This window comes from Nisaea sp. (assembly GCF_040217065.1).
Classification (GTDB): Bacteria; Pseudomonadota; Alphaproteobacteria; order Thalassobaculales; family Thalassobaculaceae; genus Nisaea.
This window is the reverse complement of the sequence record NZ_JAVJNX010000004.1, coordinates 59,266-71,625: the sequence shown is the minus strand read 5'-3', so window position 1 is coordinate 71,625 and position 12,360 is coordinate 59,266. Positions and strand designations below refer to the sequence as shown.

The following is a 12,360-nucleotide window of genomic DNA, read 5'->3' as shown; positions in this document are numbered from 1 at the left end:
CCGGGCTGCGACCCCGGGCGTCATGCACCGGTGAGTTCCAGAAGATGTGCGGGGCAGCTCTTGCAGTCGCTGCTGCCGAAGCGGGGTATCGGCAGCGAAAACCTGTCGCTGCCGATAAGCTTTGCACACAAAGCGCATTCCGAGACGCCTTGATAGCAGAGAGCGTGCATGGCCCGGACTTCTCCTGTTATCCGGTCGATGTGCCAGTGCGGTTTCTTCTTTTTGCGAAAATGCCGGCGCAGCCGCGCCTTTAGTCCGCCAGCGCCATGGGCACTGCCCGCATAGACAAAGAGACCGGCGGATAACCGCCAGTCTCTATTCTTGATGTGGATTGTCAGGGGCTCAGCGATGTCGAGCAACAGCAGATAGCTTCCCGGTTCCGGTCCGGCAGCCCGTCCGGCCGCAAGGTCCATCGACGGCATTCCGACCAGGTCACGGACGATGGTGGCGAATTCCTCCAGCGTCAGGTTGGCCATGCTGTTTGACTAGCCCCGGGCCTTCACCTCCAGGCGGCGGCCATGCAGGACCGGTTCGGTATAGCCGCTCGGCTGCTCCCGTCCCTTGAACACCAGATCGCAGGCGGCCTGGAAGGCGATGCTCTTGTCGAAGTCGGGAGCCATCGGCGTATAGGCCGGGTCGCCGGCATTCTGGCCATCCACAACCTTCGCCATCCGCTTCATGGTCTCCTCGACCTGGGCCGCAGTGCAGACACCGTGATGCAGCCAGTTGGCGATGTGCTGGCTGGAAATCCGCAGGGTTGCTCGATCTTCCATCAGGCCGACATTGTTGATGTCCGGCACCTTGGAGCAGCCGACGCCCTGATCGACCCAGCGCACCACATAGCCGAGGATGCCCTGGGCATTGTTATCGAGTTCCTGCTGGATGGTTTCCGCGTCCCAGTTCGGGCGCGTGGCCACCGGGATGGACAGGATGTCATCCAGATTGGCCCGGCCACGGGTCTTCAGCTCGTCCTGCCGCTGTTTCACGTTCAGTTCGTGATAATGCGTGGCATGCAGCACGGCGGCGGTGGGGGACGGCACCCAGGCGGTGTTGGCGCCCGCTTCCGGATGGCCCTTCTTCTGCTTCAGCATTTCCGCCATCAGGTCCGGCATGGCCCACATGCCCTTGCCGATCTGGGCGTGGCCCTGCAGGCCGCATTCCAGCCCGATATCGACGTTCCAGTCCTCGTAGGCCTTGATCCATGGCGAGGCTTTCATGTCGCCCTTGCGGATCATCGGACCCGCTTCCATGGAGGTATGGATCTCGTCGCCGGTACGGTCGAGGAAGCCGGTATTGATGAAGACGACCCGGTCCTTGGCGGCCCGGATGCATTCCTTGAGATTCACCGTCGTCCGGCGCTCCTCGTCCATGATGCCCATTTTCAGGGTGTTCGGCGCCAGATCGAGAAGCGTCTCCGTCTCGCTGAAGAGCGCCTCAATGAAGGCGACTTCCTCGGGGCCGTGCATTTTCGGGTTTACGGTATAGACGGAACCGGCCCGGCTGTTGCCGCCCTTGTTTTCGCCGCGCAGGTCATGCAGGGCGATGGCCGCGTTGAACACGCCATCCATCAGGCATTCCGGAATTTCCTTGCCGCCGTCATAGAGGATGGCCGGGTTGGTCATCAGCAGGCCGACATTTCGGACCAGCATCAGGCTGCGCCCGTGCAGCCGGACCTCACTGCCATCGGGGGCGGCGTAGATGCGATCCGGGTTCAGCGTGCGGGTGACTTCCTTGCCAGCCTTCATGAACTTGTCGGCGAGGTCGCCTTTCGCCAGGCCGAGCCAGTTGCGGTAGGCCAGCACCTTGTCCTCGGCATCGACGGCGGCAACCGAGTCCTCGCAATCCATGATCGTGGTCAGCGCGGCTTCGACGATGACGTCGGCGATACCGGCCGCGTCGTCCTTGCCGATCATGTGGCCGCGATCGATGACGATCTCGAAATGCAGCTCGTTGTTGCGCAGCAGGACGGCGTCCGGCGCGGCCGCATCGCCGTTATATCCGGCGAACTGGATCGGGGCCTTCAGGTCGGTCGCTGTGCCGTCTTTCAGTGCGACGGAAAGCTGGCCGTCTACAACGCTGTAGCCGGCGGCATCCGCGTGACTTCCTCGCAAGAGAGGTGCCGATGTGTCGAGGAAGTCGCGGGCCCAGGCGATGACCTTGGCGCCGCGGGCCGGATTGTAGACGCCGCCGGCTTCCGCGCCGCCCTCGTCGGATATGGCGTCGGTACCGTAGAGTGCATCATAGAGGCTGCCCCAGCGGGCGTTCGCGGCATTCAGCGCGTAGCGGGCATTCATCACCGGGACAACCAGCTGCGGGCCGGCGACGGTGGCAATCTCTGCATCGACATTTTCCGTGCCGACGGAGAAGGCCGGGCCTTCCGGCACGAGATAGCCAATATCCTTCAGGAAGAGCTTGTAGGCTTCAAGATCGAAGTCGGCGCCGCGATTGGCCTTGTGCCAGGTATCGATCTGTCTCTGCAGCGCGTCACGCTTGGCTACCAGCGCCCGGTTCTTCGGCGCGAAGTCAGACACGATACGCTCAAACCCGGTCCAGAACGCCTCCGGAGCAACACCGGTATCCGGAAGGGCTTCCTCGTTCATGAAGTTATACAGCGTCTGGTCGATCTGCAGGCTGCCGATCTGGATCCGGCTGGTCATCGCGTGGCCCTTTCCGCGTGGGTTTCATGGGTCAGAAATCGAGGCGCATCCTCTTGATCCGTCCCCCGGCACGCAAGCGGCGGTTCCGCGATGTGAAAACCGGAACCATTTTATTGTGCAACCGCTCAATCCGGCGCGGTCGCCAACAGGTCGTTCACAAATTTCAGCAGATCACCGCCTTTAAAGAGGTGTCCCCGAAGGCCGGCGGCTTCTGCGGCCTGCATATCGGTCAGCCGGTCGCCGATCAGGAAGGAGCGGGCGAGGTCGACGTCCCAGTGAGACAGAAGATCGACGATCATGCCCGGCTTCGGTTTGCGCCAATGCGCAAGTGCCGTGAAACGGCCGTCGTCGAAATCCGGATGATAGGGGCTGATGCGGAAATCGTCGATCGCGCCGCCACGCTCGCGGACTTGTGCCTCCATCCATCGATGCAGAGCTTCGACGTCCGGTACGTCGTAGAGGCCGCGAGCGATTCCTGCCTGGTTGGTGACGACAAACACGAGATAGCCGTGCGCCTTGAGCTGCGCAACCGCGTCCCGGGCACCGTCTACCCACTCGATCTGGTCTGGGCGGTGCGGATATCCGGTATCGCGGTTCAGAACGCCGTCTCGGTCGAGAAAGGCTGCGGGTCTCTTGCTCATTGTTTAGCCAGCATGGTGATCAATCGGTCAAAACTCTACCAGGCATCATCCGTTCCGAATTTCATAAGGGCGGGAGTGAGATTGTTCACAATCCGCCCATGCTGTGAGGATTTTAGTCAAACGCCTTGGTTCCTTTACGATATTTTCATTCCTATATCGCATCCTGTGACACGCGATGCAGCAGTCGGATCTTGGCCCGATGATTGCATCGGCAAGAGATAGTTCAAACCCGGATCGGGCCGGCCGACCGCTGCAAGCGGCGGGCCGAACCCATCCTTCAGACGGAGTTGGACAGAATGGTCCGCTTTATGGAAATCGTCCGCAAGTCGGTACAGGCATTCTTGCACCCGTATCGTCCTGAAAAGCGTTACATGCGCGGCCGCTAGGCCGGACGCAGCGCTTCGACACTGACCTTGTGTTGGTTGGGCCCCACCGTCATTCGAGACGGGGTGATGCTCTTCCAACAGGGAAACAGCCCTGTATAGTGAATAAAAATTCTGGGCAGCATCGTTTCAGCGTCAGGACACTTATGGAACAGCAACGCGCAAACTCGCCGAAGCAGGAAGACTACGGATACGATCTTGATCGTGTTTACGCTTCCCTCGTTGGGATTCGCACGGCCATCCCCGAAGATGCCTACACAGCCAGCCTGCTCGGCACGGAGCGCAGCGGCAATGGTGTGGTCATCCGGGAAGACGGTCTGGTCCTGACCATCGGCTATCTCGTAACGGAAGCCGAGCAGGTCTGGATCACGGATAATTTCGGCCGGGCAGTTGCCGGTCATGTCCTCGGATATGACCAGGAGACCGGTTTCGGTCTCATCCAGGCCCTCGGTCACCTTGATCTGCCGGCTCTGCCGCTGGGCGATTCGGATATTCTCAGCGAGGGCGATGCCGTCGTGCTTGGCGGTCTTGGCGGCGCCAGGGGCGCGATCGCCGCGGAGGTCATGGCCATCCGGGAATTCGCCGGATACTGGGAATACCTGCTCGACGAGGCGATTTTCACGGCGCCGGCGCATCCGAACTGGGGCGGCTGCGGGCTGATCGGCCCGGACGGCAGTCTGCTGGGAATCGGCTCTCTCATGGTTCAGCAGACCGGTGAGGATACGGCGATCGACGGGAACATGGTGGTGCCGATCAACCTGCTGAAACCCATCCTCGAGCAATTGTCGACCTATGGACGGGTGGAGAAACCGGCACGCCCCTGGCTCGGGCTCTTCGGGACCGAGATTCATGATCAGGTCGTGGTCGCCGCACTCAGCGAGAATGGTCCTGCGGATGAGGCCGACATCATGGTCGGCGATATTGTTGTTGCCGTGGACGATGAGCGGGTCAAATCTCTGGCGGAGTTCCTCCGGCATGTCTGGTCGCTCGGCGATGCCGGCGTGACGGTGCCTTTGTCGCTTGTAAGAGACGGTGAGGTTCTGAGTGCGAATGTGCGTTCTATCTCGCGGGACGCCTTGCTGAAGTCTCCGGCCCTTCACTAGCCTTGGCGGCACCGGCGGAGCGGCGTCTCGACATTCTTTGGTGCAATGCAGCAATTTGAGTGCCACTATTGTGCAGTTTACAGCGCGGACCTTGCGGCAGGCGATCAGGCCTGATCAGGCGGGACCGTCGGAACGCGGAGCATAAGCAATGCTATACCACATGTATGAAGCGACCCGCATGGCGATCCAGCCATGGCGGATGGGAGCGCAGGCCGTTCGTAACGTGGCCACGGCTCCCTGGAGCCCGCTATCCTACACCCCTTTGGGCCGGCAGCTTAGTTCCGCGACGGAACTTTTCGAGCGCGTCACCCGGCGCTATGGCAAGCCCGAATGGGGACTCGACAAGACGGTGATCGACGGCAAGGACGTCGCGATCGAGGAAGAGACCGTCATCCATCGCGCCTATTGCAATCTGGTGCATTTCAAGCGCGAGATTAAGCGAAACGATCCTAAACTGCTGGTGATCGCGCCGGTTTCGGGGCATTACGCGACGTTGCTGCGGGGAACCGTGGAAACGATGCTGCCGGACCACGATGTCTATGTGACGGACTGGAACGATTGCCGCTATGTGCCGATGACGGCCGACCGTTTCAATCTCAGCGATTACATCGATTACATTATCGACTTTCTGCATTATCTCGGCCCGAACACCCACGTCCTGGCGGTGTGCCAGCCGAGCGTGCCGGCACTGGCCGCTGTGGCGGTGATGTCCGGCTGGGGCGATATCTGTGCACCTGCCTCGATGACGCTGATGGGCGGTCCGATCGATACACGATGCAATCCGACAGCGGTGAACACGCTGGCCCAGGAGCATTCGATCGAATGGTTCGAGCGTAATGTCATCACCGTCGTCCCGCCACCGTATCCGGGCATGGGACGCCGGGTTTATCCGGGCTTCATCCAGCTCACGAACTTCATCTCGATGAATCTCGACAAGCACATGCTCTCGCTCAACGAGCTGTTCGATCACCTGGTTGAGGGTGATGATGAGGAGGCCGACAAGAAGAAGGCCTTCTACGAGGAGTACCTGGCTGTCATGGATCTTCCGGCGGAATTCTATCTGCAGACGGTGGAAGAAGTGTTCCAGAAGCATTCATTGCCGAAGGGTGAGCTGATGGCCCGCTGGAATCCGGTGAAAACCGAGCAGATCACCAGGACCGCTATTCTGTGCGTTGAAGGAGAGCTCGACGATATTTCCGGTGTTGGCCAGACCAGGGCCGCACTCGATATCACGCCGAACCTGCCGGATTCCATGAAGCATTATCACCTGCAGAAGAATGTCGGCCATTTCGGCGTCTTCAACGGCGGTCGCTGGCGCCGGGAAATCGCGCCGGTGGTGAAGGGGTTCATCCGTGAGCACGATCATGAACTTGGCGCCAAGGCCCGCAAGCTGCACGTAATCGCGAGCTGACGGGACCAACCCGTCGGCCATCGGAACGAATGGCATGTGGCGTCCGCGCTTGCGCTTTGCAGGATGCGGCGCCATCATCGCCGCTCCTTTTTTTGGCCCCCTGATCCCAGAGGATAAAAATGAACGGCGCAGAGAGTCTGGTGCGTACCCTTGTCGCGTCCGGAGTGGACGTGTGTTTCTCCAACCCCGGAACCTCGGAGATGCATTTCGTCGCCGCGCTTGACCGGGTCGAGGGCATGCGCTGCGTGCTCGGCCTGTTCGAGGGTGTGGTGACCGGCATGGCGGACGGCTATGCGCGGATGGCGCTGAAACCGGCCTCCACGCTGCTGCATCTCGGCCCGGGGCTCGGCAATGGTCTTGCCAACCTGCACAATGCGAAGAAGGCATTCACGCCGGTCGTGAACATCGTCGGCGAGCACGCGACCTATCACATCGAATATGACGCGCCGCTGACAGCCGATATCGAAGGCATCGCCCGCCCGGTCTCCGGCTGGGTGAAGACCTCGCGGTCCTCCAAGGATGTTGCGGCAGACGGCGCCGACGCTGTTGCCGCTTCCATGGGCGTCCCCGGTCAGGTGGCGACGCTGATTCTCCCGGCCAACACCGCATGGGAAGAATCCAATGGCCCGGCGGCTCCTGTCGCCCCGGTTGCCCGCCCGAAAGCATCAGCCGACGCTGTTCGTGCGGCGGCGGCGGCACTGACCTCCGGCGAGGAGTGCATGATCCATATCTCCGACACCGCGCTGATGGGCGAGGCGCTGGAGATGGCCGGTCGCATCATGGCGAAGACCGGATGCCGCCTGAGCTGCAAGACCAGTAACCGGCGCTGGGAGCGTGGCGCGGGCCGGGTGCCTGTCGAACGGATTCAGTATCCGGTGGATATCGCGCTGAAGCAGCTTGAATCGGTGAAGAACCTGATCCTGATCGGCGCGCCCGTGCCGGTCGCTTTCTTCGCCTATCCGAACAAGCCGAGCGTACTGATCCCGGAAAGCTGCAATGTCGTTGACGTGGCGCGGGAAGGCTACGATCTGCTGGCTGCCCTGACCGACATTGCCGAGGAACTCGGTGCGACCGATATCGAGCCGGTCCGTCAGAAGGCTGAAAAGCCGGCGCTGATGAGCGGCGAGCTGACGCCTGAGAGCATCGCCGCGGCGATCGGCCACCTGATGCCGAAAGATGCGATCATCGCTGATGAATCAGTGACGTCCGGTCGGGGGCTGATGCCTTTTACTGCCGGAACCGAGCAGCATGACTGGCTGTCACTGACCGGCGGCTCCATCGGTATCGGCATGCCATATGCGACCGGCGCGGCGATCGCCTGCCCGGACCGCAAGGTGATCTGCCTCGAAGGCGACGGCAGCGGCATGTACACCTTGCAGGCGCTCTGGACCCAGGCGCGTGAGAAATGTAATGTCGTGAACGTCATCTTTGCCAACAGGACCTATGAGATCCTGAAGGGTGAATTGATGAATGTGGGGGCCGAAAATCCCGGCAGGAAAGCCTTTGACATGCTGGAAATCGGCCGCCCGGACCTGGACTGGCGCCAGCTGGCGCAGGGAATGGGGGTTCCGGCCACCCGGGCAACCACCGCGGATGAGTTCAACGAGCAGTTTAAACGCGCGCTGAATGAACCTGGACCGCATTTGATCGAAGCCTGGATGTAATTTCTGGTACATTCCCGCCATGGGTCATACGCGTAAACGTGTTTCGATTGAACGTCTTGCCATAGAGCAGCTGTCGCGCATGCTGCAGGCCGGGTCTTCCCGCGTCTTCAACTGTGCGGCTCTGCACCGCAATGTGCTGGCGGACGGCGGCGCGCCGGGGCAGTTCCTGTTCAAGACGAGGGACCTGAACAACGCGATCTTCATGAAGGAAACCTATCCCGACGACGAGATGCGGGAAGCGGCGACGAAACCCGTCGGGACCAAGATCTTCTTTTCCTACGGCGAAAAGGCGGACCTGGACGGCGGGCGCTCCATCTTCCTGAATGACAAGAATCTGCGGATGGCGATGCAGTTCCATGCGGGGATGTCGGCGTCGCCGGAGTCCGAGGAAGCCGAGGCCGATCTCAAGATTCTGAACATTCTGGACGATCTGCCCTCGGTGGATCCCTTCCTGTTCCGGGAGCGGATGGAGGCCGAGGGATACGACCCCCATCCGGGTTATTTCGAGGTCACCGCCGCGGAATATGGCAGGGTGCGTGACCACGTCATGAAACAGTTCCAGCCGATCGTCGAAACCGCGTTCGAGGGCGTGACCGACGCGAATCGTGCGATCTATCTGAAGACGCTGGTCAACAAGCTCTGGGACGGTACCGACACGGATGCCCTGAGCCCCTTGATGCAGGCGATGCGGATTTCGGAGAGCGACGCCGCGGACACCTTCTATGCCTGGAAAGGCGTTATCTATTACGAGCATCTGTTCGCGCGGCGGCAGGCGCATTGGAAAGATTACGCAAACTGGCTGAACACCGAGTCGCGCCCGCTCGACAGCATGCCTGCGACGGCGCAGGTCGTCTTGAACGAGCGGCTCGGTCAGTGGCGAAAGCTTTATCAGAAGCGCTGGAAAGCAGTTCACCTGATGCTGGCGGACTATCGCAATTCCTATGAAACCCTGTTCCGGGACCACAAGAGCCCGGAGCCATTCATCGAGTTTCTGCAAAAGGCCCGGACCCGGTTTTATCAGATTGGCGATTCCATGAGCCGGATCGACCATTCGATCGAGCTCTGGCGCACCTATGTGGGGGATTCTTCGATGCGGTTTCTCAGATTCGAGCCGCTTCAGTCCCTGGCCCAGACCAGCATCAGAATTCTCAACGGCCGCTGAGTTGATGGCGGCGCCAGACAAATCGGCGGCGCTGATTGCGCTCGAACAGGCCTTCGCGGCGGCGTATGGCGGCAGGGTCGGCTATGGATTCGTCTCCGCGCCGATGGCCATTTCAGCATTGCTAGACCTGCTTGACGGGGGCAGTCATCTGGTCCTCTCCGAAGGCGCGCACCCCGACACCTACAGGATGATCGAATCCGTCCGGCGCCGGTCCGCGGGCCTCAGGGTCAGCATCGCGGATATGGCGGATCTGGATGCGCTGGAACGGGCTGTTACCGCCGACACCCGGATGCTCTGGCTCGAGGCCGTGGCCGGGCCACGTCTCTCCCGGGCTGATATTGGCCGTGTCGCGGCCTTCGCCAAAGCCCGTGATGTTCTGGTTCTGGTGGATAATTCCGGGCTCGGTCATGCGGTCACCAAACCGCTTGCGGATGGTTGCGATGCGGTGTTCATCTCAGCGCCTCCCGGTGTCTCTCGCGGAGGGCTCGTCACATTCTCCGGGTCTGCCGGTTTCGTCGAAGACCGCTTCGCCTATTTGCAGAACGCCTATGACGCCATGCCGAGCCCCGACCAGGCCGCGGCATTGCTGCTGGCCCTGCAGGCAGCGCCGGAGGTGATGGCGGCGCGGGCGTCGGCGGCGGCGGCGCTCGCATCCTTCCTGAAGGATTGGGGCATTGTTGCGGAGCTCTTCCATCCCGGCGAGGATTGTCCGGACCTGTCGGTGATCATCGACGGCCGGGCGGACGAGATCAGCGCGGCTCTTGGTCGTCTGAGCCGGTTCCGGCCCGGAACGGCGCCGGGACAGCCGGGCAGCTATTGGCACTACGCTTGCCGGAACTACGAAGCGGTTCCGCAGGACATCCGTCTCGCATTGGGCATTCCGGACGGGCTCGTCCGGTTCGGTATCCCGGCGGAAGATCCAGAGATTCTGGTCCGGGATTTCCAGACCGCGTTCGCTGAAACAGCCGGCTGACAGTGCCCTGCATCAAGATAGATTGAAATTTCAGGCTGTAATCGCTATATTACAAGGACGAATTGAGACCGGTTCGAAACTTCGGTTGGAGACGGACGATGGCTGTTGGGCCAGCAGTAAGCGCATCAGTAGCAGACCTCAGAAACCTGACGCAGACGCAGGCACCTGCGGTACCGCCCGTTGGGGAAGATGATCAGTCCGAGCAGCAGATCGGCGCATCAGGTGCCAGCATCGACGCAGCTCCGAGCGAACCCACCGTGGTCAATGTCACCGACACGTCGGCTGATCGCGGCGAGAACGACAATCCGGGCGCACAAAGCCGTGACGACCGGCTGCCGGGCTCCGGCGACCCGAACCGCGGGACGACACTCGATATTGCGGTCTGAGCAATCCCACAGACCAGTCTGAAAGCGGCCCCGAAGGGCCGCTTTTTGATTCCGGACCCGTTCGGTTGTCGGGTCAGACCGTCTGGCCGAGCGGATGCTGCTGGTAGCGTTTCAGGGCGACCGCGACCGTGGCCGCGGCAATGACTTTCAGCGCATCGCCCGGGATGAACGGCAGTGAGCCGTAAAGCGCCTTGTCCAGCGGGATGCCCGCGACCGCAACCATCCAGGCGATGCCGCCGGCATAGACCACGAGGATGCCGCCAAAGACGTTGATGGCGACGGCATGAAGGAGCGCGTACCGGCTCCAGAGCCGTTCCGTCAGCCAGCCAATGACGAAGGCCGCGACCGGCCAGCTGAACAGGAAGCCGGCCGTGACGCCGGCGAAAACCGCCGCGCCGCCGCGTCCACCGGCGAGCAGCGGCAGGCCCAGGGCGACCAGCACCAGGAAGACGACGAGTGCCAGGCCGCCGCGCCGGGCGCCGAGGACGGAGCCGGCCAGCATGACGCCGAGTGTCTGCGCCGTCACCGGAACACCGGTCACGGGGAGCGTGAGGGCCGGGAACAGTCCGAGCACGGCGGTAATAGCCGCAAATAGCGCGATCAGGACAAGGTCGCGTGTGGTCATGAGATAGCCTCCCGAAGTTTCTGCGTTAGAGATCCACGCCCCGCGCCTCGATGGCGTCGCTGATCTGCTCCGCCCGGCGCAGGGTCAGCACCGTCATCGGGATCAGCAGGGCGAGCGGATTACGGTCCATGCCGCGGGCCTGTTGCGCTGCCCGCACCGTTTCCCAGGTTTCCGCGAGAACCGGAATGAAACGGATGGTCATGGCGAAGACAAGGCTGGCCTTTTCCGGATTGAGACCGAGCGGCGCGAGCGGGCTGAGCCCGCGCTCCAGCACGGCCATCAGGTCCGAGACGCGTGTCGTCAGCGTCAGCAGCAGGCCGCCGGCGATCATGATGGCGAACCGCAGGGTCAGCACCGTTCCTGTCCCGATCGAAGTAAACAGGGCATGTGCCGTGAAGAAGATTGCCAGGACAATGAGCAGAGGGCGGGCCTGATGGAAGATTTCCGGCAGGGGGAGCCGGGCGAGCGGAAAACCGGCCAGCGCCGTGACAAGTCCGCCGCCGAGGAGCAGAGGATTGTCGGTCAGGAGGATCAGCACTCCCGCCGTGAGCAGCAGACAGAGCTTGCAGCCGGCGGGCAGGGCATGGACCGGAGAGTCCCGGCGGATATAGAGCGTCAGTTTCACGCCGCCATCTCCCGGTAGGCCGCGATGGCGTCGGTCGCCGTGCCATCGTAAGCGACACGGCCATCCGCGAGGACAAGCACACGTTCCGCTGTCGCGGCGATCTCCAGATCGTGGGTGACGCAGATCACCGTCTGCTCCAGCCCATCAATGGCATTCATCACGCGTTTCCGGTTTTTCAGGTCGAGCAGGGTGGTGGGCTCGTCCAGCACCAGATAACGCGGCTCCCGGAGCATCGCATTGGCGAGTGCAAGCAGCTGCTTTTCGCCGCCGCTCAGGCTGTGGGAGGGTTGATGCCGCAAATGGGTCAGCCGGTACGTGTCGAGGATGCGTTCTATCCGAGCGTTTTCCGCTGCCGGACCGAGTTTCAGCGCCTTCACGCTGAAACGAAGGTCTTCCTCCACCAGCGGCATGACGATCTGATTGTCCGGGTCCTGAAACAGAAATCCGACATGCCGTCGGATCTCCTTCGCGGCTTTCACGGTATCGAGGCCATCCACGGTGACGGCACCGATGCTTGGCCGGCGCAGACCGTTGATCAGCCGGGCGAAGGTCGATTTACCGGACCCGTTGGCGCCGATCACGGCAATGCGCCGTTCCCGCAGCGTCAGGCAGATATCCGCGAGCACGGTCCGGTCGCCCGCCGTCACGCTGACAGTATCGAATGCGATCAATGCAACGTCCTCGTCGCCGGTCCTCGGGGCGGTGCGCAAGCCGATATGCCGCGCAGCCA

Annotated in this window: 12 protein-coding genes; 6 read left to right on the top strand and 6 right to left on the bottom strand. The window is 62.0% G+C overall.

Annotated features, from left to right (window positions below; all coding sequences use genetic code 11):
• Positions 1-20: 20 nt before the first annotated feature.
• The 3 genes from RH950_RS01885 to RH950_RS01875 all read right to left on the bottom strand — a co-directional run bounded on the left by RH950_RS01885 (position 21) and on the right by RH950_RS01875 (position 3,298).
• A complete protein-coding gene (locus tag RH950_RS01885; protein WP_350053137.1) occupies positions 21-476 on the bottom strand; it encodes a GIY-YIG nuclease family protein in 456 nt (151 codons plus the stop codon).
• 9 nt (positions 477-485) lie between these two features.
• Positions 486-2,657 carry a malate synthase G gene (locus tag RH950_RS01880; protein ID WP_350053135.1) on the bottom strand — a complete coding sequence of 724 codons (2,172 nt, stop codon included), beginning with the start codon at positions 2,655-2,657 and terminating at the stop codon, positions 486-488.
• Between the two features lie 125 nt (positions 2,658-2,782).
• Complete coding sequence (locus RH950_RS01875) at positions 2,783-3,298, bottom strand: D-glycero-alpha-D-manno-heptose-1,7-bisphosphate 7-phosphatase (protein ID WP_350053133.1); 516 nt, start codon at positions 3,296-3,298, stop codon at positions 2,783-2,785.
• Between the two features lie 529 nt (positions 3,299-3,827).
• Here RH950_RS01875 and RH950_RS01870 point away from each other — a divergent pair.
• The 6 genes from RH950_RS01870 (at position 3,828) to RH950_RS01845 (ending at position 10,380) form a co-directional block, all read left to right on the top strand.
• A complete protein-coding gene (locus tag RH950_RS01870) occupies positions 3,828-4,784 on the top strand; it encodes a S1C family serine protease (RefSeq protein ID WP_350053131.1) in 957 nt (318 codons plus the stop codon).
• 148 nt (positions 4,785-4,932) lie between these two features.
• Positions 4,933-6,195 (top strand): polyhydroxyalkanoate depolymerase, encoded by a 1,263-nt coding sequence (locus RH950_RS01865; RefSeq protein ID WP_350053129.1) that lies wholly within the window; start codon positions 4,933-4,935, stop codon positions 6,193-6,195.
• 119 nt (positions 6,196-6,314) lie between these two features.
• A complete protein-coding gene (locus RH950_RS01860; RefSeq protein WP_350053127.1) occupies positions 6,315-7,859 on the top strand; it encodes an acetolactate synthase large subunit in 1,545 nt (514 codons plus the stop codon).
• Positions 7,860-7,878: 19 nt separating this feature from the next.
• Positions 7,879-9,021 carry a hypothetical protein gene (locus RH950_RS01855; protein ID WP_350053125.1) on the top strand — a complete coding sequence of 381 codons (1,143 nt, stop codon included), beginning with the start codon at positions 7,879-7,881 and terminating at the stop codon, positions 9,019-9,021.
• A gap of 4 nt (positions 9,022-9,025) precedes the next feature.
• Positions 9,026-9,994: a PLP-dependent transferase gene (locus RH950_RS01850; protein ID WP_350053123.1), complete on the top strand. Its 969-nt coding sequence runs from the start codon at positions 9,026-9,028 to the stop codon at positions 9,992-9,994.
• Between the two features lie 98 nt (positions 9,995-10,092).
• On the top strand, positions 10,093-10,380 hold the full coding sequence (locus RH950_RS01845) for a hypothetical protein (protein ID WP_350053121.1): 288 nt from the start codon (positions 10,093-10,095) through the stop codon (positions 10,378-10,380).
• A gap of 73 nt (positions 10,381-10,453) precedes the next feature.
• On the opposite strand, the gene RH950_RS01840 is transcribed toward RH950_RS01845, so the two are convergent.
• The 3 genes from RH950_RS01840 to RH950_RS01830 are packed head-to-tail and all read right to left on the bottom strand — an operon-like array spanning position 10,454 to position 12,340.
• Positions 10,454-11,005 carry a biotin transporter BioY gene (locus RH950_RS01840; protein WP_350053120.1) on the bottom strand — a complete coding sequence of 184 codons (552 nt, stop codon included), beginning with the start codon at positions 11,003-11,005 and terminating at the stop codon, positions 10,454-10,456.
• A 25-nt stretch (positions 11,006-11,030) separates the two neighbouring features.
• The gene (locus RH950_RS01835; protein WP_350053118.1) at positions 11,031-11,630 is read right to left on the bottom strand and encodes an energy-coupling factor transporter transmembrane component T family protein; all 600 of its coding nucleotides are present in this window, start codon (positions 11,628-11,630) and stop codon (positions 11,031-11,033) included.
• Positions 11,627-12,340 (bottom strand): energy-coupling factor ABC transporter ATP-binding protein, encoded by a 714-nt coding sequence (locus RH950_RS01830; RefSeq protein WP_350053116.1) that lies wholly within the window; start codon positions 12,338-12,340, stop codon positions 11,627-11,629. Before RH950_RS01830 ends, RH950_RS01835 begins: the two co-directional genes overlap by 4 nt.
• Positions 12,341-12,360 lie beyond the last annotated feature (20 nt).

Bases quoted from the DNA above. Each gene is read 5' to 3' on its own strand.
- RH950_RS01875 (WP_350053133.1), bottom strand. From the start codon at position 3,298: ATGAGCAAGAGACCCGCAGCCTTTCTCGACCGAGACGGCGTTCTGAAC.
- RH950_RS01865 (WP_350053129.1), top strand. From the start codon at position 4,933: ATGCTATACCACATGTATGAAGCGACCCGCATGGCGATCCAGCCATGG.
- RH950_RS01870 (WP_350053131.1), top strand. From the start codon at position 3,828: ATGGAACAGCAACGCGCAAACTCGCCGAAGCAGGAAGACTACGGATAC.
- RH950_RS01880 (WP_350053135.1), bottom strand. From the start codon at position 2,657: ATGACCAGCCGGATCCAGATCGGCAGCCTGCAGATCGACCAGACGCTG.
- RH950_RS01845 (WP_350053121.1), top strand. From the start codon at position 10,093: ATGGCTGTTGGGCCAGCAGTAAGCGCATCAGTAGCAGACCTCAGAAAC.
- RH950_RS01885 (WP_350053137.1), bottom strand. From the start codon at position 476: ATGGCCAACCTGACGCTGGAGGAATTCGCCACCATCGTCCGTGACCTG.
- RH950_RS01850 (WP_350053123.1), top strand. From the start codon at position 9,026: ATGGCGGCGCCAGACAAATCGGCGGCGCTGATTGCGCTCGAACAGGCC.
- RH950_RS01855 (WP_350053125.1), top strand. From the start codon at position 7,879: ATGGGTCATACGCGTAAACGTGTTTCGATTGAACGTCTTGCCATAGAG.
- RH950_RS01840 (WP_350053120.1), bottom strand. From the start codon at position 11,005: ATGACCACACGCGACCTTGTCCTGATCGCGCTATTTGCGGCTATTACC.
- RH950_RS01860 (WP_350053127.1), top strand. From the start codon at position 6,315: ATGAACGGCGCAGAGAGTCTGGTGCGTACCCTTGTCGCGTCCGGAGTG.